The organism is Chitinophaga sp. Ak27 (genome assembly GCF_012726295.1).
In the GTDB taxonomy this organism is placed as follows: Bacteria; Bacteroidota; Bacteroidia; order Chitinophagales; family Chitinophagaceae; genus Chitinophaga.
Genome location: NZ_JABAOB010000010.1, coordinates 164,400 through 189,130, shown reverse-complemented (window position 1 = coordinate 189,130; position 24,731 = coordinate 164,400). Strand labels below are relative to the sequence as shown.

Genomic DNA, 24,731 nt, shown 5'->3' with positions numbered 1-24,731 from the left:
TAAATGAACAACAGTTTTGAAATAAAATACATATTAAAGTGCCTGGAGCTGGTGGAAGCCCGTTTAAACTGGGGGCCCAGCAGTGAATGGACAACCTATGATTTCGAAAAGTTGAGTAGTATCATTGCGGAAACTACCGGGGTAACCCTTAGCATTACCACCCTGAAACGCCTTTGGGGAAAGATCAGGTACAACAACATTCCCGCGGTGACTACGCTGAATACCCTGGCCAAATTTGCCGGCTACGATAGCTGGCGGGAGTTTAAACAACAGGTGTCCCTGCACCCGGTGGGGAATGCACAGCCGGATAGGAGGGAGACAACTGTATTACCGCCAGTCCGCAAAGTATTTCCGCGCCGTTGGATGCTGGGCCTAATGGGCTTCTTACCCCTACTCCTCATCGGGTACCTGTTACTGTCGTCCAACAAGAAGCCTGGAAAACCGCTTGACCCGGTAGCCTTCGCGTTTAGCAGCAATAAAATCATGTCGACCGGCGTGCCCAATTCGGTGATCTTTCATTATAACGCCCTGGCGGCAGGCGTTGCCGATTCAGTATTTATTTCCCAGTCCTGGGATACTTCCCGCAAAGTGGCCGTGCCACGCCAGGAAAATACCTGGTCTTCCATTTATTATGCACCGGGTTACTACCGGGCCAAGCTGATGGTGAACAAACAGATCGTAAAAGAGCATGACCTCATGATCGCCTCCGATGGCTGGCTGGCCCTGTTGGAAGCAGGGCCGGGGGCTCCCTACTATTTCAGGAAGACAGACATCGAAAAGGATAGTGGCATAGCAGTGAACAAAGCGCTGTTGGCCGCTTCCGGTATACAAACGCTGCCCACGCCACCAGCTCTGCGCTTTTTTAATGTACGGGATATGGGCGACCTCGACAACTACAACTTTACGTTTGAAACCACGCTGAAAAGTGATTTTAAAGAAGGTACCGCTGCCTGTCAACGCATACAGGTGCTCATTCTCTGTAAAAATGATGTGATCTTTATCCCGCTCTGTGCCAAAGGGTGTGTAGGAGACTTGTCGCTCTACGCGGCAGGTACTACAGTAAATAGCCAAGCGGCCGACTTGTCAGGGTTGGGCTGTACCCCTGAAGAGTGGACCACGCTCAAAGTAACGGCCGTGAATGGGAAAATGCAGGTGTGGGTAAACGGCAAGGCTGCCGCCAACCTTACCATGGTGCATGCACCCACCGGTATCGTGGGGCTCCAATACCGCTTTAACGGTACCGGCGCCATTAAAGACACCCGCTTCACACAGCATGGGAAAACGATAGTTTTTTAACTGGTATCTCTCTCCCTAAATACAGTTATCAAAAATAATCAACCAGTCCGGCCAGATTTTTTATCTTTGTGCCGTGGTGAAAAGAATAGCTGCATATATATTATTATTTATCTTCTTTTTACACAACACCGGTTTCGATCAGTTGTTGAAGATACCTATGCTGGTGGTACATTACAAGGAGCACCAGCAGCGCAATCATCAGCTCAGCATCACCGACTTCCTCTGTATTCACTACCTGCTGCCGGATGATGGAGATAATGATGCTGACAGGGACATGCAGCTACCTTACAAAACAATAGATGTCAACCTGCTCCATCATGCCTTTGTTCCCCTGGCAAAAGCAATTACGGTAAACAGGCAACCACAGCAGACCCCTATTGCAATGAATTATCCCATACTCAGGGACTATCACCTCCCGGAACCAGCACTATCTTCACTTTTCCGGCCTCCACGGACAGAAGCTTTTTCCAATTCATAGATAGTTTTTCTGCCTGTACAACAGGTAGGGATAAACGCTTTTATTTCCTTTTGAATTAACGAAGAAGACATGCTTAACAAGATCATTAGCTTTTCTGTAAAGAATAAGCTGATTGTAGGATTATTCGTATTGGCTTTAATTGGTTGGGGGACTTACGAGGTGACCCGTTTGCCGATTGATGCCGTACCGGATATTACAGACAACCAGGTACAGGTGATAACGGTATCACCTGCCTTAGGGGCGCCAGATGTAGAGCGTTTGATTACATTCCCCATAGAACAGGCCTGCAGCAATATTCCCGGGCTGAAACAAATCAGGAGTTTTTCCCGCTTCGGGCTGTCGCTGGTAACGATTGTATTCAATGAAGAAACAGATGTGTATTGGGCGCGTCAGCAAATCAGCGAGCGTTTGCAGCAGGTGCAGCAGGAGATTCCGGCAGGCGTAGGGACCCCGGCAATGGCGCCGGTAACGACCGGGTTGGGTGAAATATACCAATATGTAGTACGTCCCAAACCGGGCTATGAGGACAAATATGGACCAATGGAGCTGCGTACCCTGCAGGACTGGGTAGTACGCCGGCAGTTGCTGGGTACCCCCGGGGTAGCAGATGTGAGCAGTTTCGGTGGACAACTCAAACAATATGAAATTGCCGTAAAGCCTGCACAGCTGAAAGCCAATAACATTACGGTGGGTGACGTTTTCGATGCCCTGGAAAAAAATAATCAGAATACCGGTGGCGCCTACATTGAAAAAGGACCTACCGTATTATATATCCGGAGCGAAGGCCTCACACAAAGCATCGCCGATATTGAAAAAATTGTAGTGAAAACGCTGGGCAACGGCATGCCTCTCCTGATACGCGATGTAGCTACAGTACAACTGGGTGCAGCCACCCGCTACGGCGCCATGTGTTACAATGATAAAGGAGAAGTGGCCGGCGCAGTAGTAATGATGCTGAAGGGAGAAAATTCTTCCGCCGTTATCAAAAGGGTAAAGGAAAAGATAGCCGAAATTCAACATTCCCTGCCGGAAGGCGTCGTTATTGAACCTTTCCTGGACCGTACCAAAATGGTCAATCATGCCATCAGTACCGTGGAAACCAACTTGGTGGAAGGCGCGCTGATCGTAGTGTTTGTGCTGGTATTCTTCCTGGGCAACCTGCGGGCCGGTTTAATAGTATCATCAGTGATCCCGTTGTCTATGCTGTTTGCCGTTATCCTCATGAATAAATTCGGCGTGGGCGGTAACCTCATGAGCCTCGGAGCCATTGACTTCGGGCTGATCGTAGATGGTACGGTGATCGTGGTGGAAGCCATCCTGCACCGTTTTACGCACTCCAAACAATTCAAGGATATCGGCCTGGTAAACCAGGATACGATGGATACAGAAGTAAACGCAGCTACCGGTACCATGATTACATCGGCTGTGTTTAGCCAGATCATTATTCTCATCGTATATATTCCTATTTTATCCTTACAGGGTATAGAAGGAAAGATGTTTAAGCCCATGGCCTTTACCGTGGCTTTTGCTATCCTCGGGGCCTTCCTGTTGTCGGTTACCTATGTGCCGATGATGAGCGCCCTGTTTCTCAACAAAAAGATCAGCCATAAAGATACGCTGGCAGACCGGATGATGACCTGGCTCCAGAAACGATACCAGCCTTTGCTGACCCGCGTGATGAACTTTCCCAAAACGCTGATAGCAGGCACCCTGGCTTTGTTTGCCGTGGCTGTGGTAATCCTGGGACGAATGGGAGGGGAGTTTATCCCGCAACTGGAGGAAGGAGATTTCGCGGTAGACACCCGCCTGCTGACAGGTAGTAACCTGCATACCACAGTAAAGGAAACGCAGAAAGCCGCCAGCATCTTACTCAATAAATTCCCGGAAGTTGAAAAGGTGGTTACCAAAATAGGTAGTGCAGAAATCCCTACCGACCCTATGCCGCTGGAAGCTGCCGATATGATGGTGATATTGAAAGATAAGAAAAAATGGACCTCTGCCCATTCTTTCGATGAGCTGTCGGAAAAGATGAGCAAGGAACTTGCCGTACTTCCCGGCCTTAGCGTTGGTTTCCAGTTCCCGGTGCAGATGCGCTTCAATGAACTCATGACCGGCGCCCGCCAGGATGTGGTATGTAAAATTTTTGGAGAAGACCTCGATACATTGGCCCTTTATGCCAACAAACTGGGAGATGTGATCCGCACAGTAGACGGCGCCATCAACCTATACGTAGAAACGGTAACGGGTATGCCGCAGGTAGTTATCAACTACAACCGGGATGCCATGGCCCGCTACGGGCTAAATGTGAGTGACGTAAACCGCGTAGTCAATACCGCCTTCGCCGGTCAAAGTGCAGGGCTGGTATATGAAGGCGAAAAGCGCTTCGACATGGTAGTGCGGCTGGCAGACGAAGAACGTCAGCATTTATCGGACGTGCAACAGCTCTTGATCCCCGCGCGCAACGGGATACAAATTCCGCTGGAACAGGTAGCCACCGTAGAAGAAATAGAAGGCCCCAACCAGATACAGCGCGAAAATACCCGCAGGAGAATTATCGTAGGCTTCAACGTCACCGGCAGAGATGTGCAAACTATTGTAACAGAGTTACAACAAAAAGTGGCTGCAAAGCTGAAATTACCCCCTGCTTATCATATTGTTTATGGCGGCGCTTTTGAAAACCTTACCGCGGCCAAACAACGTTTATCCATCGTAGTACCTATTGCACTACTGATGATATTTATGCTCTTATATTTTGCATTTAATTCCGTGAAACAGGGACTATTGATCTACACCGCTATCCCGCTGTCGGCCATTGGAGGCATCCTGGCCTTGTGGATGAGAGGCATGCCTTTCAGTATTTCTGCCGGCGTAGGCTTTATCGCACTCTTCGGCGTAGCTGTGTTGAACGGTATCTTACTGGTTTCGGAGTTTAACCGCCTGAAAAAGGAAGGCGAAGCCGATGTAAGGAAAATAGTAGTACTCGGCACCAAATCAAAACTCCGTGCTGTATTGATGACCGCGCTGGTACCTTCGCTGGGCTTTATTCCCATGGCATTGAGCAAGGGCGCAGGCGCCGAAGTGCAGAAACCATTGGCCACCGTAGTAATTGGTGGATTAATTATTTCTACGATGTTAACATTATTTGTCTTGCCCGTATTTTATATCCTTTTTGAGAAGGGATTTAAATATTTCAAACCAGGTAAAGTTGCAGCAACGGTTGCCTTGCTTTGTTTGCTGGCTTCTCCGGCCTTCGTGCAAGCCCAGCAGAAGATAACCCTGCCGGAAGCCATTCAGCTGGCTGCTAAAAATAATCTCAGCGTACAGGCGTCGAGGTTAGGAGAACAGTACTATCGCTCGCTGAAGAAAACCAACCTCGACTTCGACAAAACCAACCTGGGGATAGAGTATGGTAAAATAAACAGCGTGGCTAACGACAACCGGTTCACGGTTTCACAAGGCATACAATTTCCTACGGTATATAAACATCAGCGCAATATTAATAATACCAATATTGCCCTGAGCCAAACACATACCCGTCAACAGGAAAATGAACTCGCCGCACAGGTGAAACAATCTTTTTATACCCTCTTGCTACTGCATGAGAAAGAGCTATTGTTGCGGGAAGCAGATAGTATTTACCAGGTTTTTTTACAGAAAACGGCACTGCGTTTTAAGACCGGCGATGTGGACATCCTGGAGAAATCGACCGCGGAGAACCAGCGGATACAGATCGCTAACCAACTGCTGTCGCTGAAAACAGATGAAGCAGTGGTGATGAACCAATTTAGGTTACTGTTAAATACGCCTGATGCGGTGATGCCCGTTAGCGATAGTTTAGTATACCGCCTGTCAGCGTTGCCTGATACCGGTGCGGTTACCAATACGCCCATATTAGCCCTGCGCCGGCAACTACTGGAGCGCAGCATCCAGGAAAATAAACTGGAAAAAAGCCGTTTGCTGCCTACACTCAACCTGGGCTATAACAACATGAGTATTATCGGCTATCAGCGGGTAGGAAATGAGGAGAAATATTTTGGCGGCGGCGACCGGTTCTCATCGGTAAGTGCAGGCATTGGCCTCCCCATATTCAACATTGGGCAGCGTTCCCGCATTAAGGCTTCCCAGGTATTTATTCAGCAGCAGCAACAAGAGTTGCAGGCTACCCGTCAACAGTTGGGGACGGAATTGCAAAACGCAGTACAGGTATATGTACGCAACCTGCAATTGTTGGACGTATATCGTACCACTTTATTGAATAATGCTAACCTGGTTATTACTAACGCAGGGAAACGCATGGTCAGTGGGGAAATAGGCTACCTCGAATGGGTGATGCTCATTAACCAGGCCCTGGAAATGCGCAGCAACTATTTCGCCGTGATAGAGCAGTTGAACAACGCCGCATTCACCGTAGAAAAATTGAGTGGTATTAATTAAAATTTTTTAATCCGGAGTCATGAAAAAAATAACGTTATTAGCATATAGTTTTGGGATCATATTGTTGTCCTGCAAGGAAAAGAAAGCACCGGATCAAACGGTGAACAACAAGGCTGAGACCCAGGCGGCGACCGTCGAAAGCAACGAGGTACAGCTTACACCGGAGCAGCTGAAAGCAGCCGGCCTCGAAACCCAGCCCGTTACCACCCGCGATATGCACACCATACTAAAGGTAAATGGTGTAATAGATGTACCTCCGCAAAATATAGTATCCGTGAGTATGCCAATGGGAGGTTACCTGAAAAGCATGCAGCTGCTTCCCGGAATGCAGGTAAGCAAAGGACAGGTAATGGCTGTATTGGAAGACCCGCAATATATACAGCTGCAACAGGATTACCTCGTCGCTAAGAGTAAATTACGTTACCTGGAAGCCGATTTCTTCCGGCAGAAAGAGCTGAATGAGTCGAAAGCTAATAGTGATAAGGTATTTCAGCAGGTAAAAAGCGAATACGAAGCACAGAAAGTGTTGCTGAGTGCACTGAGAGAAAAGCTGCAACTGATCAATATTCATCCGGATAAGTTAACAGATGGTAATATCACCCGGAGTGTGTCCCTCTACGCACCTATCAGCGGGTATGTATCCAAGGTGAATGCCAACCCCGGAAAATATGTGAGCCCTACCGATGTGTTGTTTGAACTGATTAATCCGGCAGATCTGCACCTGAACCTGACCGTATTTGAGAAGGACCTTGTCAACCTGGCGCCGGGGCAGAAAGTGGTTTGTTATACTAACGATAATGGGGAGAGATATGCGGCTACCATCCATCTGATTACCCGTAATATTGATGAAAACAGGGCCGGAGAAGTACATTGTCATTTTGAGAAGTATGATAAGCGTTTACTGCCAGGCATGTTCATGAATGCAGAGATAGCACTGAACAACGCAGCTGTAAGCGCTTTGCCCACCGATGCCGTGGTGAAGTGGAGAAATAAAACATATGTTTTTGTGGCCACCGGGGCAAATAGATTTACGATGACACCTGTAGAAACCGGCGCCAGCAATGACGGCTATACGGAAATTAAGACGGCGATGGCAGATAAGAAAATTGTTACCCGCAACGCTTATACGTTATTGATGAAGATGAAGAATAATGAGGAAGAATAGGAGCGTATCGTGTTTTTGTTCCTGAAAATAAAATACAGACATTTGTCATTTAAATCACTCATATGGTCAATGAGGTAGTATCGCGAGAGAATCCTGTTCAAAGCAAAAGTAAAATCACTACTATTTCTATCATCGCCAGCGGCGGGTTGGCGGCGCTCAAGTTTGTGGTGGGCGTACTTACCGGCAGTTTGGGATTAATAGCGGAAGGGGTACACTCGTTGCTGGATTTGCTATCTACCTTAGTCACCTTTGTGGCCGTTAGAGTGGCGGCCAAACCTCCGGATGCGAACCATCCATACGGACATGAAAGAGCGGAATCGCTGGGCGCCCTGGCGGGTATGACGCTGCTGGGCGCCACAGCTATCATTATCGGCTATCATGCTATCGTGAAAATCATATGGGAGCCGGGTGCACCGAAAGTAACGATCTGGTCATTTTCCATCATCATTATCAGTATTGTAGTCGACTTCATGCGGGTACAAACATTGAAACGCGCGGCCAGGCACTATCAAAGTCAGGCCCTGGCCTCAGATGCAGAGCACTTTAGTAATGATATGCTGGGATCTGCCTCCGTGTTGCTGGGCTTACTGTTTATCTATATGGCGAAATTCCTGCCACTGCCGGTTTGGCTGGTGGAACGCGCCGATGCGTTTGCTGCACTGGGTGTAGTAGCCATTGCCTTTAAGTCGGTATGGCATATAGGCGCAGAAGCTATCAAATCGCTTATGGACGACGTGCCGGAAGACCTGCTGCCCCGCCTGCAGGAAGCGGTGGAAAAGATACCAGGCGTAGTACCGGGAGCGGTTACCATCAAAACCCGTTTCGTGGGCAATAAGGCGTATGTGGAAGCCACCGTAGGCACCTTGAGAAGTCTCACTTTTGAAAAAGCGCACGAACTTACAGAAACGATAGAGCAGGCCATCCGCGAAGAATTGGATGGCGCCGCAGAAATTATTGTCCACGCGGAACCGATTCATACCACCGATGAGCCCTATAGTATTACTGTTCGCTCAGTGGCTGCCAGGTTGGACCTCCGTATTCACAACCTGAATCTTTATCTCGTGGCCAATGAAATGCGGATAGAACTGGACCTCGAAGTGCCGGATAACCTTACGTTACAGGAAGCCCATACCAAATCCGAACTCCTGGAAACAGCGCTGCGGCAGGAGTTTGCCCTGCCGGTGAAAGTGGCAGTACATATTGAACCCAGGAATGAAACGCCCCGCTCTTCCATCCGTCATATTCCATCCATGGAAAAGGTAAGACTGGCCCTGGCTGATCTCACAGAATATCAACATGTAGATATTGATGAAGTATTGCTTACAGATGAAGGCTTAGTAGTAACACTGATTATGACCCTGCCGGGAGATACTTCCCTCGCCAATACCCATACGATTATGTATGACCTGGAACGGGCACTGAAACTGCAGGTCCCTGATATTATCCGGGTGCATATCGACCCTGAGCCGGAGAAATAACTTTACGCTATAAAAAAGAGAAGAGAATGCCTTTCGGGCATTCTCTTCTCTTTTTTATATATTTTGATTTTGCTGTTAGGCGCGCTGCCGGGTTTCCCAGTCAATGCGGTACTGGTACACCCAATCCTGGCCTTTGATGCCAAACAAGCGAAGGAAAATGCTCATCATAAAGTTCCGGATTTTCGCCTGGAATGGGCTTACTGCTTGTTTCCCTGCGCCCCGTCTTCTTCCTTCTGCCACAATTTTTTCTACGCGGGGTTTACGGTCCTGTTCAAATTGGGTAAATACCTGTTCGTAATCACCGTTAGCATCGCGTAGTAGTTTAGCCAGGTACATGCTATCTTCCAGGGCCATAGATGCGCCCTGGCCGGAGTTGGGGCTTACCGCATGGGCTGCGTCGCCAATGAGCAATATCCTGCTTTTATGCCAGGTGGGCAAGGATTGTATATCGCTGATATTTTGCTTGATAGGTCTTTCTGTATGTTCGATAAGTGTAGAAATGGGCGCATGAAAGTCTTTGTAGATGGCCAGCATTTCGGCCTTTACATAATCCAGGGACAATTGCCTCAGGGCTTGCTCGCTCATTGGTTCGGTAGCATAGAGGTTAGACCACCACATGGCATATTCATTGCCGGCTGCACAATAGCCAAAGAACCCTTTGGCGCCAAAGGTAAAATTGAGGCTGCGTAGTTCCCGGCTGGTGATTTCTGGCAGGTTACTGATCTTCGCAAAGCCGCCTACGCCTACTACGTTTACAAATGCGGGTTGTGGCCCATCAGGTAAAATAATACTGCGGGTACGGGAACGGATACCATCTGCACCAATCAGTATATCGCCGCTATCACTGCTGCCATCTTCAAAGCACGCTTTTACACCGGTAGGATGCTCGTCTATGCCGGTGAGTCGCTTATTGTATTGTATGGAAATGCCGGCGGCTTTGGCGGCCTGTGCCAACACATCGTGCAGATCGGCTCTGGACAGGCTCACGCCGGGTTGTCCGTATTTAGTAATATTGCCATAAGGAATGGAAGCTAATACTTTTCCCTGTTCATCGCGAAAACAATGTTGCATAGTAACCGCGCCGCGGGAAATGATATCATGTGCCAGGCCCAGCGCCGCAAGTACATTCATGCCGTTGGGCGCAATGTTTAAACCGCCGCCCGCCGCTTCGCGGGGAGGATAGGCTTCATAAACGGTGCTGCCAATACCGGCTTTGTGAAGGAACAGCGCAAGGCTAAGTCCGCCGATACCGCCGCCAATGATAAGTACGTGAGGAAGATGATTGCTGGTCATTGTATTGGAATTTTGTACAGCAAAACTAGCCGCACCACATTCCCGGATCAACAACCGTTAGGTAAGATAACAGGGATCGCCGGTGAGTGAAATGTTTTTAGCGGTGAAAATTTTCACCGGTCATCACTCACCGGCGCTACATTTAATTAGCTATTGCCTTCTTCTGCGCCTGCTTTTTTACCAGCCAGTAACAGCCGTATAAAAATAGCAACCAGCCAGGAATCAGCTCTACCGGCAGCTTCATACCGGTAAGCCACATGAGGCATAAAATGCCTATCAGGAACAACAGGCAGATGTAATTAGATAAGGGGTAGATAAAAGAAGGAAATTTCGTACGAACCTGTTCCGCTTTCTTTCGCTGTTTGAATTTCAGGTGCACCACACTAATCATCAGCCAATTGATCATCAGCGAAGATACTACCAGCGACATCAGCACTTCCAGTGCCTGGTCAGGAATCAGTTTATTGATCACGATACAAATAGCGGCAAAAAGCCCTGATACAATAATAGCCACCACCGGTACATGGTTTTTATTTAGTTTGGAGAGAAAAGCAGGCGCATTGCCTTGCTTCGACAGTCCATATAACATCCTGCTGTTACTATATACACAGCTGTTATACACCGACAATGCTGCTGTTAATACAATCAGGTTCAGTACATTGGCAATCAGGCTGGTGAAGTAGATCGTATGCCCGAAAAGCTCGAATTGGAAGCCTTTAAGGCTTTCAAACACCATCACAAACGGACTACTTTTAGTAGTAATATTTTTCCAGGGCGATAATGCAAATAAAATAACCAGGGCGCCCACATAAAAAATCAGGATACGATAAATAACCTGGTTGGTAGCTTTGGGAATAGTCTTTTCAGGTTTGTCGGCTTCAGCAGCGGTAATACCAATTAATTCCAATCCCCCGAAAGAAAACATGATCAGCGTAATGGCTGCAAACAATCCCTGGAAACCGCCTTTGCCGTCAGACTCCAGCAACCCTTTCGGGAAAAAGCCGCCATCGTTCCAGAGGTTATTGATACTGGCCTGGGAGCCCCCGCTGCCGCTGATCAGCAGGTAAGTACCGAAACCGATCATGGCGATGATAGCTACCACCTTTACAATGGAAAACCAAAACTCCGCTTCTCCGTATACCTTTACCGAACTGAGGTTGAGGGCATTGATGGCCACAAAAAAGAACAGGCTGGAAGTCCATAAGGGGATTTCGGGCCACCAGAAATGTACGTATACACCGATGGCGGTTAGCTCCGACATGCTTACGAGAATATAAAGCATCCAGTAATTCCATCCGGAGGCGAAGCCTGCAAAGGTGCCCCAATATTTATAGGCAAAATGACTGAAACTTCCGGAAACGGGTTCTTCTACGACCATCTCGCCCAGCTGGCGCATAATAAAGAAAGCGATGATTCCTGCCAGGGCATAGCCCAGGATAACGGAAGGTCCTGCCAGTACGGCGGCCGGGCCTATCCCCAGGAACAAACCGGTGCCTATGGCGCCGCCCAGGGCAATCAGCTGAATATGTCTGTTTTCCAGGCCTCTTTTAAGCCCCTGTTCTGTTTTTTTCTCGGTTGTTGGTTCCAATGTTGTTGTGCTGGTAAAAGTTGCAAATTTGAGGTAATTTCAGCAAAAGTGGCGCTATATATTGTTTTGGCTGCATGACTACTGATGGTTGATATTCCCCGTTTACCGGAAAAATAAGAAAAATATATGAATCAGTCTTTAGGTCACCCTTAAAACACCCTATTATAGATTATTTTGACCCTTGTGCAAGAAAATATCAGAAAATCACTCCTTATCAGCCAATAGTACTCCTTTAGCCAGTTTTATCAATTTGTGAACTTTTCATGAGCCAGGAACAACCTTTATCTATCCATCTATTTTTGCACCCGTAAAACTACCATTCTTTATGAAGAAGTATGCACACTTATTCAATTACACTACATTACTCCTACTGTCCATTTTTTTATCCGCCATGCAAGCCATGGGCCAGTCGACCGGATCCGGTATCACCGGGTTTGTATATGACGATGCTAAAGCGCCAATTGAAGGAGCCAACATACAGGTTAGAAACACCGGTACCGGCTTCATGACCGCTACAGCATCCGACCGGAAAGGATATTTCTCATTTAGAGACTTGCCCGTAGGGACCTATGATATCACCGTTTCTTTCCTGGGATTACAAACCACCCTGCTGAAAAGCAATGTGCTTAACCTGGGCGACCGCCTGGTATTACATAGCATTGTGCTTGGCCGCAACGCCAAAACCCTGCAGGAAGTATCGGTAAAGTCCAACAGCTTTAACAATAGTGTGGACCGCCTCGGTACCGGAACTGCTATCACTGGTAAAGTGATACAGAAAATTCCGCTGGCATCCCGCAACTATACTGATCTGATGACGCTATCCCCTTTGTCTAACGGCACCTCCCTGGCCGGCGCCAAAGCAGGGGGCACAGGCTACATGCTCGACGGGGTGAGCAATCGCCGCGCTACTTTCGGTGGCGTTACAGATGCTGCGTTTTCTATTTCCTCGGAAACAATCCGCGAGTTTGAAGTATCCACCAACTCATACGATGTGGCCAATGGCCGAGGTTCCGGTGGTGTGGTAAAAGCTATCACCAAATCAGGAACAAACCAGTTTTCAGGTTCCGTATGGAGCTACTATGGCGCCAACGACCTGGCTGCCAAAAAAGATGTGAATGGCAACCGCCTCACCACTAAATATGAGATCTTCCAGGGTGGCGCCCTGTTCAGCGGCCCCATCATCAAAGACAAATTGCACTTCCTCGTATCCTACGATCAATACCAGAATACGATCCCATTCCGGGCTTACGACTTCGGCTTTTCTGCTCCCAACCAGGCACAGGCCGAAAAGAACCTGGGCATCACCAAAGCCAACCTCGACAGGATCGTGTCTATCATGGAAAAGAAATTCGGATTCCCGGTAGGACCTGAGTATGGCGCGATTAATATCACCCAGTCTACCAAAAATGCCTTCGCAAAGATCGACTGGAACATCAATCGCCGCAACCTGCTCACCCTGAAGTATAACTATCTCCACTTCACCGATCCCAATAAACTGAAGTCAAATGGGCTACTATCTACAGAATATACCGGCGTGGAAGAAGATCACGGCGTAATGCTGGGCCTCCGCACCGAGTTCTCCGAAAAATCATACAATGAGCTGAAAGTAAACTACAGCACCTACCGGAAATTCCTTCACTTCCTGTACAACCGTGTACCGGAAGGCTTTGTAAACGTTACCTCTACTTTCAGTGATGGCACTACAGGTACTACTACCGTGGCTTTCGGTAACCAAAACTGGGTACCGGAAACAGATGCCTCCAACGTGGTACAGCTGTTAGACTATTTCCATTATAAGAAAGGTAACCTGAACTTCCTGTTTGGTACCGATAATAACATCAACTTCATCGGCGACCGCCTTTCCCACGACCAACAGGGACAGTTTTACTACGCCAGCATCGACGATATGGATAATAACAACCCTTATCGCTTTAACCGGAAAATACCACTGAACGGTAACAACCCCGCAGTGAACGTACCGTTGATTCAACTGGGTGTATTTGCACAAATGGAAACCAACCTGCGGCCCAACCTCAACTTAACCGTTGGTCTCCGTTGGGATGGTAACATCATTGCCGGTAAGCCTACCTTCAATGAACTGCTGTATAAAGATCTTGGCGTGAGAACAGACGTAGTACCCTTTGATGCCAAAAACATCCAGCCACGGGTAAACCTCATCTGGGACGTAAACAACAATGGCCAGGATGTGGTGAAATGGGGCGCCGGATTGTTTGCATCTGAGCTTACCACCCAACCATTGACATTTGCGCATATCGATAATGGAGTAGACTTTCGCCAGGTAGATATCCGCAGCAATGTACCGGTACCTGACTGGCAGGCTTACCAGAAAGATTTCAGCAAGGTGCCGGGAGTAGATTATTACCATTCTTTGCCCACCACACAACCTGCTACCGTACTGGTATTAGACAAACACCTGAAAATACCGCTCACGTTTAAAACAAACCTGAGCTACTATCACTACTTCAACAGTTGGTTCCGCATGGGCGCCAATCTTTATTACAATACTACCTGGAATAACTTTTACCTGTACGACCTGAACTTGAAACGTAACCCGGAATTTACGACCAACGAAGGAAGGGCAGTATACGTACCTGCCAGCACGCTGAACAACAGTACTTCTACCAGCTATCTGCCGGTACTGGCCAATTCCAGGATATCATCCAACTTTAACCAGGTAAGGTATTTTACCAACACCAACTGGGCATCTAAATACTTCGGCGCTATGATCGAAGCAGCGGTGCAATTGCGTAAAGACGGTTATTTCAGCTTGTCCTATGCAAGAGGTAAAGCTACCGGCACCCCTCCGTACGACAATGGCGATCCTCGTAACGCCAACTTCGCAGTAGGTCCTAACTATTGGGATTATAGCAGCTACGGTAAGAACTGGTACAGCGACGGCGACCAGCCGCACAAAATAGTAGCGCTGTTGCTCAGCCCAAGTTTCTGGGGCTTTAGCGTGAGCTCTTCCTTCCAGGCTTATCAGAATGCCCGCTACTCTGTGTATGTGAATAAAGATGTGATCGGTGAAAGTAATGATGGTACTAACCTGGCGTATATTTTTGATCCGAATGATGCTAAAACTCCCGCCAACATACGCACAGATATGCAAACCTTATTGGATAAAACCAGTCCTGAGTATCGTAAATTCCTGACCGGCAACTTCGGAAAATTTGCGCCATACAACGGTGGTGTACAGCCCTGGCGCGCACAATGGAACTTAAGCGTGATGAAAGATGTAAAGCTGTATAAAACACATAAATTATCTTTCCGCGGAGATATCTTCAATGTGCTGAACCTGTTGAATTATAAATGGGGCGGCTATACGCAGATCATTAACACCAACCTCTATACCGTAACAGGTTTCGACCAGGCTACCAATTCATTTACCTACAAGGTAAATACCAATGCAGGTACCCGTCAGAAAACTGCATCCTATTTCCAGGTGCAGTTTGGTATGAAGTATTCGTTCTAAGAAGGCGGATAAAAAAGGATCAGCCCTTACACCACATGGTGTAAGGGCTGATCCTTTTTTATCGAAAGTTTATTTAACTCATTTTTCTCTTGCTGCTTAAATACTTCCTTACCGGGATATCATACAACTTCATGGCCGCGTAAGCAATCCCAATCAATGCCATGGTGGCCCCCGTTACAATAAACGTAAGCGTAAGTGTATCCGGTTTATGCGCAGTATAGTAATTGGCAAACATCCAGATCGCCGCATAATGTGTCATATACAGGGGGTACGAGATATTCCCGGAAAATACACAGATTTTTTTCCAGCCATTGTTAGCCACTGCGCCTGCACCCAATGCAATCAATAGCGGGAAATAAACCAGTACAACGGCCAGTTCCACCATCCAGTTGTGGGTAAAGTAAGGCATCAGTAAGGAGAGCAACAACAATACAGTAAGACCCGCAAATCCCAGTTTATTTTTGATAATAAGATTAAAACGAAACACCAGCATTCCGGCCAGGAAGGAATAAGCGACGCGGGCTCCACCATGCCAGAAATTATCTTTTCCCCATCCGCCCATCAGGTTGCCGGCACTATGGCCTGCATAACCCAGCGCCAGGGCGGCTGCTATCATGAGTGCTACCAGTATACCGCGACGGGCTTTTCGTAGTACCAGGGCATAGCAGATGTTGGCTACGTATTCCCAGAATAAGGACCAGGCAGGTGCGTTGAACCCAAATAAATTGAAGGTGCGCTCCGTCATCACGGGGTAAGGAATCAACAAGATGGAGCAGAGAAATAAAATAGCCAGCTGCATAAAGCTGTAAGTGTTTGGAAGTGTGGCAAACGGATCAAATAAAAAGGCGAGTAATCCCATGACGCTTCCTAATATTACCAGGGGATGTAGCCGGATAAGCCTCGATTTAAAAAATTCTTTTAATCCCATTTTGTCAATGCGGCCATCATAAGCATAGGCGATCACGAAGCCCGAGAGGCAAAAGAAGAAGTCGACTGCCAGGAACCCATGTCCCGCAAAATTCTTACTGTAATCGCTGTATACACATTCAAGGAAATGAAATATCACCACTACCAAAGCGGCTACTCCCCGCAGCCCGTCCAGCACCTGGTAGTGTTGCCTGGTTTTTAATAAATCCGGTTGGATGCTGATTTTAGTCACTGTTCCTGTTTCCATACGATGTCCCGCCCATTGGATATCATCAGGGCAACTGACAAGATAAGCAGTAGGAGGGGGATTTGCAAGGTGGAAGGTCAATTTTTTACGCAGCATGGCAATGGAATAACAATGGTGTGCATATCTTCACGTCTTTGTTACTTTGCTGCCTTACGTGATTACAATCGCTCTATAAACTCCTGTACAATATCCCGCTTACGATCAGATACCGGTACTTTATCGCCGGTCAACATCTCCAGGTAACCGTCTTTAAAGTACTTGCTGATATAATTGCCATTCACCAGGTAAGATTGATGGCAACGGATAAAAGTATCGGTGGGCAGCAAAGGTTCGTAATCCTTCAGGATTTTAGACACCAATACTGAAGTGCCATCCTTTAGCAGGAAGGTGGTGTAACCTTTGTCGCTCTTGCAATAAAGGATATCTTCTATGGGTACTATCTGGGTGAACTTGAAGTTTTTTAACGCAATTTTACGGGGCCTGGTATCTCCCTTGTAATAGTTGGAAGAAAGTTCCATCTGCTGCCGGTTAAATTTATGCTCTTCTGTTTTTTTGAAGCAGCGGTCGACCGTTTCGTTGAAAATATTGGTTTCAATGGGTTTGAGCAGGTAGGCAAATGCGCCCAGGTTCAGTGCCTGGATAGCGTATTGGTCGTAGGCGGTGATGAAAATAATCTGGCTCGCCTCCACGTTAATTTTGTTGAAAAGACTAAAGCTGTTCCCGTCTTTGAGTTGTATGTCGGCCAATATCAACTCGGGTTGCAGCTGGGGAATTTCCGTAGTCGCCTTTGCCACGTCGGCCGAATATCCCACCACCTGGAGATAAGGGATGTTACTCACCAAAGCCATGATATGTTTAAGAATATTCTTTTCGTCTTCGAGGATATATATAGTCATCTGATATCGTTTATGCTATTTGTATGGGAAGGTAAATGACGGTGAAAAAGCCGGTTCCTTCCATTTTGGGTCCTGATTCAAACCACGCCTGGCGACTTTGTTGGTTAAACAGTACATTCAACCGCTCCTGCGTAATGATACGGGAAAGCGATTTTTTGCCGGTAGGGTTTTGTACCACTGCTTTTGCACCGCTCCCATTGTCTTCGATGGTAATCACCAAACGGGTGGGTTCTTCCCGGAAGCGGATTACCAGCCTGCCTTTGTAGTCAATGGCTTTAAATCCATGTTCGATGGAGTTTTCTACGAAAGGCTGAATCAGCATGGGAGGGATCAGTAGTTCTGAGCTATCCAGGTCGCCGTCCTCAATTTCATACTCAAATGCATTTTCATAACGCATTTGCTGGAGTTCAATATAGTTTTTGAGGGAACGTGCTTCATCTTCCAGGGTAACGAGGTCATTCCGGTTCAATTCCAGGATGTCGCGCATGAGTTTGGAGAAGGCCACCAGGTAGGCGTTGGCTTCATATTTTTTGTCATCGCTGATCAGGCCCTGCAGATTGGCGATGGCGTTGTAGATAAAGTGCGGGTTTAACTGCATTTGCCTGGTTTTTTGTTCCAGGATCAGTCGTTTGTTTTCGGTGGCCAGCCTTTCGTTTTTTTCTTTGAGCAACTTCTGACGGTAGGCAACATAACCGTAGGAGGCTACAGCTATCAGTAAGCAACAGATGGTCACAAATATCCAGCGTTGCTGGTTAATAATTTTTCTGTTGAGATTATTGGTAGTTTGGAGGGAGGCAATGGCCTGGTCTTTTTTCTCGGTCTGATATTGTGTATGCAGCTCCTCTATTTTGGCGGCTTCAATGTTTTCTTTATTGGCGCCATAGATATTAAAAGCTTGGTGCAAGGCAGCCAGCGCCTCTTTATAGTCTCCCTTTTTCTTGTATGATTCATGTAATCCTTCGTAGACAGGTTGCAGGTTTACGTTGGAGGTTTGTTGATTAGCCCATTCGATACACAGCTGGTAGTAGTGAATCGCTGAATCGGGCTGGTTATTGCGGGTAAAGGCAGTAGCCAGGTTATTAAAAGCTATTTTATTCAACTGGCCATGTTGTGCCAGGTAGTTAAAATACTTCCGCTGGCTTTCCACGGCTTTATCGGACTCCTGTTCTATGGAATACACCTGGGATTCATAGTCATACGTGCGGGCCAGGGCCAGGCTGTCATTGATCAGGCGGGCAAAGGCGCGGGCGCTGTCGAGGTAGGCCTGCATTTTCCCTGGATTCGCCTGCTGGGCAGCCAGCAAGAAGCAGATATCAAAGTAACGCTGCCGGATGGCCGGATGATCTTTGAAGGGGTGATGCGCATAGTACTTTTGGGTATAGTCGATAGACTTGTTGATATTGGCGTTGTTGTAATAGGCTTTGGCCAGCAGGTCGTATAACCGGTATGCGAATACGCTGTTGTTTTTCTCTGCCCTTTCTACTGCAGTTATAATCTGGCTCACCAGCTCTGCTTTGGCAATGTTGAAATTACTGATGGCATTGTTAAATAGTACATAATCTTTCAGTGCCAACAAGTCCGTTTGCCCGGGGGAGGGGTTCATGAGATGGTAGAACTGCGCGCTGCTGTCCGCACTTTTACGGAGGTCGTACTGGTATGCTTTGAAATAGTTGTACCAGGGATTGCTATCCCGCTGCGGTGTTTGCGGGATACTGGCCAGCATCTGGTTTATTTTCTCCGCCCGCCTTTGCTGGGAAGAGGTATCGAAAGACAGCACCGTGGCTATATAGAGCGAATCATTACCGTATTGCGGGCTAACGGGCGCCGTTTTTTGCTGATCGTTTACCTGGCAGGAGGTAACAAAACAAAACAGGTAAAACAGCCCAAAGGCTTTGATGGTCTGACGGAAGATTGTGCTCACAGTAAGTTTAATTGCGCTTTAGATAACGAAAAATTGTTTCAATATATATTATTTCTGTTTAAATCCCCTTGCAGGTAAATAGAATGACTGCTTTTTCAAAATTAGGGGTACAACCAATATCCGGCTGTAAAGATTAATAACTGCCGGGAATAAACAGATGTCCGGGGAGAGTAGAGGAATATTCGCGGAGCACTTACATGTAGATTATGCTATATGTATGGGGAATTTTGGCGTCTTTCTTTATTTTAGCGGTAGAAATGTAGATAATTTGATGCCGGAAAGTTCCCATAGTGACCTGGAGTTGATAAGCATGCTGAAGAGAGGTGATGTGATAGCATTTGATATGCTATATTCCCGCCACTGGTCGCGTATGTACCAGGCTGCCTTTCATTTGCTACGGGACCAGGATGTATGTATGGACATTGTACAGGACATTTTTGCCTGGTTATGGGAAAAGCGTGAACAACTCGACATCCAGGCCGTTCCGGCCTACCTGCGCAGCGCGGTGCGGTTTAAAGTGGCCAACTATATCCGTTCCGGCAAGGTGCGGGCAGATTTCTATACAGAGCTGGCTGGCTTATCTTTCCCCCAAACGCCCGGCCCACAGGACTACCTGGAATTAAACGACCTGAAAGCTATTATCCAGCAGGTAATTAATCATCTTCCCGAAAAGTGCCGGGAAATATTTCTCCTGAGCAGGGATGGGCAGCTGACCAATCAACAGATAGCAGACTTATTGAATATATCTATCAAAACTGTGGAAGCGCAGAAAACAATTGCGCTAAAACGCATCCGGGCAGCGGTAGATCCTTACCTGCTCGCCATGTTACTCCTTCCTGTGCTAACCCAATACAAGTAAAACTATCATTTCAAAAAAAAATTGAAATGAGTTTAAGGGTATGTCCTTTTACAACTGCCTATGTATAAGAACGGCTACGTATGACAAAAGAGGAAGTAATACTATTGGCGGAAAAAGTGGTATCTGGTACAGCTACTGATGCAGAGCTGTTGCAGTATAACCAATTGTTCAATGCTTTTCAGCAGCAGGGCGATTGGAACGAACAACTGTTGGGTGATCAGCAGCAGCTGGAGGCCGCTATCCGTGAGCGCCTGCAGCCAGTATTACGTCGTCGTTCAGGAAAGATCATCCACTGGAGCCGTTGGGCGGCAGCCGCTGCAGTAGCGTTGGTGCTCGGTACCGGTTATTATTTCTACCAACGCCAGCCGGCGCCATTGGCGCCACAAGCCGAGCGTTTCCGCAACGATATTCCTGCACCAGCCGGCAACCATGCCGTGCTTACGTTGGGTAATGGACAACGTATCCTGCTTGACAGTGCCGGCAACGGTACCCTCGTGGTACAGGGACAGGTCAGCGTTTCAAAAAATGCCAACGGGCAAATCACTTATGCCGGCGCTGATACGGCCAGCAGCCTGAATACCATCCAGGTGCCCAATGGTAGTAAGCCATTGGCCATTGTGCTGGGCGATGGTACCAAAGTATGGATAGATGCAGGTTCTACCCTCACATATCCTGCCTCCTTCCATGGTAACCAAAGAGAAGTGGCGGCTACGGGTCAGGCCTATTTTGAAGTGAAACCAAACGCCCACCAACCCTTCCTGGTTACGTCTGCCAGCCCAAAAACTACTATTGAAGTACTAGGAACCGCTTTCAATTTCCGGGCCTTCGGCGATGAAAGAAAAATGCAGGTAACCCTGGTCAATGGCGCAGTGAAGGTGAATGCACCAAATGCGTCACAGGTGCTGCACCCGGGCGAAGCGGCGGCTACTGCTTCAGGCGGCGCATTGCAGCTGATAAAAAATGTGGATCTGCAACAGGCAACAGCCTGGAAAGACGGACTGTTTTACTTCGATGGCGCTGATATTACCACCATCATGTCAACATTACAACGATATTATAATATAGACGTCGTATATCAAACCGATGTTAAAGACCTTTTTGTCGCTAAAATTCCGAGGGACGTCCCCGTATCTCAATTATTAAATCTGTTGGAGATGACTAATCTCGTGCATTTCAAAATTGAAGGGCGGAAAATTACCGTGATAAAATAAAGCATACACCAGCCAATTTTTCAAATCTGTAAGGATGGCCACTTTACAGACGTGAGAAGGATTGTCACCATGCCGATTGACGTATTTATTCATCAAAAATCAACCAGAAGCTATGCTTGTAAGAAAGCTAACGAGTGCACTATGCCTACCAGGAAGGAAAAATAGTAAATGGAGCGCTAACTACTTCGGGACTTTACTGTTGCTAAGCTGCCTGTTAATAGCCGGTCAAACCTTTGCACAGAAAGTATCTATGAATATTAAATCCGGTTCGCTGGAAAAAGCATTTAAGGAAATAGAAAAACAAACCGGGTACAGTTTTATCTATGGAAAGAATCAAATGAGCCAGGCGGCGCCGGTCAACATTTCCGTAGAAAATGCTGAACTCGATGCCGTGTTAAAATTACTTTTCAATAACCAACCATTTACTTACCACCTGTCGGGCAAGTTTATTGCCATACGGCTGAAAATCACGGGGGGGAATAACCTGGCACCCACACGGGTATCTATTACTATCCAGGGACGAATCACCGATGTACAGGGATCTCCTATTCCCGCAGTATCGGTGGTGATCCCTGGCACCCCCTTTGGTGCTATGACCAACGATAATGGAGATTACGTGCTGAAGGATGTACCTTCCGATGCGGTACTGATCGTCTCTTATCTCTCCTATGAAACACAGCGGATAATGGCCAATGGCCGTACTACCATTAATGTAGTATTGGAGCAACAAACGAGGGCATTGGAAGAAGCGGTGATCATCGGTTATGGTACCACTACTAAAAGAATGAATACCGGCTCTGTAAGCAGTATTACGGCAAAGGAAATCAGCAAACAACCTATTTCCAACCCATTGGCCGCTCTGCCCGGCCGCATTCCCGGTGTGCAAATCACCCAGCAGAATGGCTTGCCAGGTAGTGCCGCCGTTGTACAGATCCGGGGACAAGGTTCTATGAACTCGGGCAATATACCGTTGTACGTGGTGGATGGCGTGCCCTTCACCAACTTCAACGGTTCTTATCCGCCTACAGATAACCTCAACGCGTTGGGTACCTCCGCTACCAATGGCGGTATCAGCCCTTTCAGCATGATTAATCCCGATGATATTGAACGGATGGACATCTTGAAAGATGCAGATGCCACTGCTATATACGGCGCCAGGGGTGCCAACGGCGTCATCCTCATCACCACTAAAAAAGGAAAGTCCGGTAAAACAAGAGTTAACGTAAACGCCTATACGGGATCAGGAAAGGTGGGCCACTTTATTCCAATGATGAATACAAAGGAATATCTCGATCTGAGAAGAGAAGCATTTAAGAACGACGGACTCACTCCTAATACCGCTAATGCCCCAGAGTTAACTGTTTGGGACCAAAATGCGTATACCAACTGGCAAAAACTCCTGGTAGGCGGAACAGCAAGGACCACTGATGCACAGGCATCTATCTCCGGCGGAGATACTAAAACACATTTTATGTTTAGCGGTGGCTATCATAAAGAAACTACCGTGTATCCCGGTAACTTTAACAGCCAGCGCTTCACCGGCCGCCTTTCTGCCGATCATACTTCCTCCAATAACAAGTTTTACGCTGCCTTCACCGCTAACTATTCTAACGATAAAACTGTTTTACCAGGATCAGATGTGATCTCGATGTACAACCTGCCACCTAATATGCCCCTATATGACAGTACCGGGAAATTGGCCTGGGTAAGTGGTTTCACCAACCCCTTGGCCGTGTTGCAACGCCGGAATACTAATTCCACCGGCAACCTGATGACCAACGCCAACCTGCGTTATACCATCATCAAAAACCTAGACTTTAAAGTGAATATGGGTTTTACCAACACTACGCTGGACCAGGCGAATCCAGTGCCGGCATCTACGCAGAACCCAATTAACAATCCGCAGTCATTTGCAACTTTCGCTAACACTAAATCACAGAACTACATTGTAGAACCTACCCTTAATTATACGATAGAAAGAAAACAGGACAGGCTGGGTCTCATGGTGGGCGGTACTTATCAGCGTAGCCTCTCTACAGGCCAGAATTTAAATGCGCAGAACTATAGCAGCGAGGCGTTGATGAGCTCCATTGTAGGGGCTGGTACTGTTACCGGTTCGGCTTCCTATTTCGATTATCGCTTTGCCTCTTTGTTTGGCCGGGTGAATTATGATTACAAACAAAAGTACCTGCTCAATCTCACCTTCCGTCGCGATGCATCTTCCAGGTTCGGTCCGGATAACATCTATGGTGACTTTGGCGCAGTAGGTGCGGCCTGGTTGTTTTCCCAGGAAGACTTTGTACAGGAAGCTATGCCATGGCTCAGCCTGGGTAAGCTGAGAGCCAGCTATGGATCAACAGGTAATGACCAGATCAGCAATTATATTTACCTGCCATTATTATCCTCTGCCGGAAGTTACCAGGGAGCTTCTTCCCTTATCCGGTCTACATTGCCCAACCCTGGTATCAAATGGGAAACTACCCGCAAGATGGAATTTGGCCTGGAGCTAGGTTTCCTGAACGACAGGATTTCATTTACCGGTAATTACTATCGCAACCGTTCTGCCGATCAGCTGCTTTCTGCCGCATTGGCTCTACAATCGGGATACAACAGTTATACGGTTAACATGTCGGCACTGGTGCAAAACAGCGGCGTGGAACTGGAACTGACAAGCCTCAATGTGAAGAGACATGATTTCGGATGGACTTCCTCGCTGAATGTGACTTTCTACCGGAATAAACTGGTAAGCTTCCCCGGTATAGAAAAATCTTTTTATGCCAGCAGCTACCTGGTGGGCCAGCCGATTGACCTGGTGCGGAGATTTATCTATACAGGATACGATCCTAACACAGGTATTCCTCAATACCAGGATCTGAATAAAGATGGGGCGATTGATTTTAACAACGACCGCCAAATCATTAAGCCCGGCCTTCCGTTCTTTGGGGGATTGAATAACACCGTTAATTACAGGAACTGGGATCTCAGCTTCTTCCTGCAATTCAATCACCGTAAAGGTGCTACGAATAATTTCAGCACCCCTATCGGTAGCAGTAGAAGTAACCAGAATACCTCTGTGCTCGACAGGTGGCGGCAACCGGGAGATAACGCTGCCTATCCGGCCGCGACCTCTACTTCCGGCACACCTATCTATCTCGGCTATACGCAGTACGGCAGCTCCACCGCCCTATGGGGAGATGCAAGCTACCTGAAACTGAGATCGGCAGCGATTTCCTACTCTTTCCCGCAGCGATGGCTGACAAACGCCAAAATCAGTGGCCTGAAAGTGTATGCAGAAGGACAAAACCTGTTTACCTGGACAAAGAACAAATACATCTATGATCCTGAAACCAGCGTGCCAGGAGGCCCTCCGGGATTGGGTACCGGCATGATCGCCATGCCGCCGCTGAGAACCATCGTATTGGGTGTTAATTGTTCATTCTAAAAT

Annotated in this window: 14 protein-coding genes; 9 read left to right on the top strand and 5 right to left on the bottom strand. The window is 47.5% G+C overall.

The annotated features are described in order from the left end of the window. The first annotated feature begins 3 nt into the window (after positions 1 to 3). From HGH90_RS27555 to HGH90_RS27535, 5 genes are all read left to right on the top strand, one after another. The gene (locus HGH90_RS27555) at positions 4 to 1,296 is read left to right on the top strand and encodes a hypothetical protein (RefSeq protein ID WP_169192384.1); all 1,293 of its coding nucleotides are present in this window, start codon (positions 4 to 6) and stop codon (positions 1,294 to 1,296) included. 73 nt (positions 1,297 to 1,369) lie between these two features. Beyond that, on the top strand, positions 1,370 to 1,774 hold the full coding sequence (locus tag HGH90_RS27550) for a hypothetical protein (protein WP_169192383.1): 405 nt from the start codon (positions 1,370 to 1,372) through the stop codon (positions 1,772 to 1,774). Between the two features lie 69 nt (positions 1,775 to 1,843). Next, positions 1,844 to 6,208 (top strand): CusA/CzcA family heavy metal efflux RND transporter, encoded by a 4,365-nt coding sequence (locus tag HGH90_RS27545; protein ID WP_169192382.1) that lies wholly within the window; start codon positions 1,844 to 1,846, stop codon positions 6,206 to 6,208. Positions 6,209 to 6,227: 19 nt separating this feature from the next. Then, positions 6,228 to 7,373, top strand: coding sequence for an efflux RND transporter periplasmic adaptor subunit (locus HGH90_RS27540; RefSeq protein ID WP_169192381.1), 1,146 nt, complete (start codon positions 6,228 to 6,230; stop codon positions 7,371 to 7,373). Between the two features lie 62 nt (positions 7,374 to 7,435). After that, positions 7,436 to 8,851, top strand: coding sequence for a cation diffusion facilitator family transporter (locus HGH90_RS27535; protein ID WP_168767247.1), 1,416 nt, complete (start codon positions 7,436 to 7,438; stop codon positions 8,849 to 8,851). A gap of 75 nt (positions 8,852 to 8,926) precedes the next feature. Here HGH90_RS27535 and HGH90_RS27530 read toward each other — a convergent pair whose 3' ends face one another. Both HGH90_RS27530 and HGH90_RS27525 read right to left on the bottom strand, forming a co-directional pair. Then, on the bottom strand, positions 8,927 to 10,144 hold the full coding sequence (locus HGH90_RS27530) for an FAD-dependent oxidoreductase (RefSeq protein ID WP_169192380.1): 1,218 nt from the start codon (positions 10,142 to 10,144) through the stop codon (positions 8,927 to 8,929). 142 nt (positions 10,145 to 10,286) lie between these two features. Further along, a complete protein-coding gene (locus tag HGH90_RS27525; RefSeq protein WP_168767245.1) occupies positions 10,287 to 11,732 on the bottom strand; it encodes an amino acid permease in 1,446 nt (481 codons plus the stop codon). A gap of 325 nt (positions 11,733 to 12,057) precedes the next feature. On the opposite strand from HGH90_RS27525, the gene HGH90_RS27520 reads away from it, so the two are divergent. Beyond that, positions 12,058 to 15,225, top strand: coding sequence for a TonB-dependent receptor (locus HGH90_RS27520; RefSeq protein ID WP_169192379.1), 3,168 nt, complete (start codon positions 12,058 to 12,060; stop codon positions 15,223 to 15,225). A gap of 73 nt (positions 15,226 to 15,298) precedes the next feature. Here the strand turns inward: HGH90_RS27520 and HGH90_RS27515 are convergent, their stop codons facing one another. The 3 genes from HGH90_RS27515 to HGH90_RS32025 all read right to left on the bottom strand — a co-directional run bounded on the left by HGH90_RS27515 (position 15,299) and on the right by HGH90_RS32025 (position 19,216). Next, entirely contained in the window at positions 15,299 to 16,495 is a 1,197-nt protein-coding gene (locus HGH90_RS27515; protein ID WP_248277078.1) for an acyltransferase family protein, read from the bottom strand. A gap of 62 nt (positions 16,496 to 16,557) precedes the next feature. Continuing rightward, entirely contained in the window at positions 16,558 to 17,295 is a 738-nt protein-coding gene (locus HGH90_RS27510) for a LytR/AlgR family response regulator transcription factor (protein WP_169192378.1), read from the bottom strand. A gap of 10 nt (positions 17,296 to 17,305) precedes the next feature. Further along, positions 17,306 to 19,216, bottom strand: coding sequence for a histidine kinase (locus tag HGH90_RS32025; RefSeq protein ID WP_169192377.1), 1,911 nt, complete (start codon positions 19,214 to 19,216; stop codon positions 17,306 to 17,308). Positions 19,217 to 19,487: 271 nt separating this feature from the next. On the opposite strand from HGH90_RS32025, the gene HGH90_RS27500 reads away from it, so the two are divergent. The 3 genes from HGH90_RS27500 (at position 19,488) to HGH90_RS27490 (ending at position 24,728) form a co-directional block, all read left to right on the top strand. Beyond that, positions 19,488 to 20,075 carry an RNA polymerase sigma-70 factor gene (locus tag HGH90_RS27500; RefSeq protein WP_168767241.1) on the top strand — a complete coding sequence of 196 codons (588 nt, stop codon included), beginning with the start codon at positions 19,488 to 19,490 and terminating at the stop codon, positions 20,073 to 20,075. 80 nt (positions 20,076 to 20,155) lie between these two features. After that, entirely contained in the window at positions 20,156 to 21,286 is a 1,131-nt protein-coding gene (locus HGH90_RS27495) for a FecR family protein (protein ID WP_169192376.1), read from the top strand. 112 nt (positions 21,287 to 21,398) lie between these two features. After that, positions 21,399 to 24,728, top strand: a complete 3,330-nt coding sequence (locus tag HGH90_RS27490; RefSeq protein WP_169192375.1) for a SusC/RagA family TonB-linked outer membrane protein — start codon at positions 21,399 to 21,401, stop codon at positions 24,726 to 24,728. Positions 24,729 to 24,731: the final 3 nt, after the last annotated feature.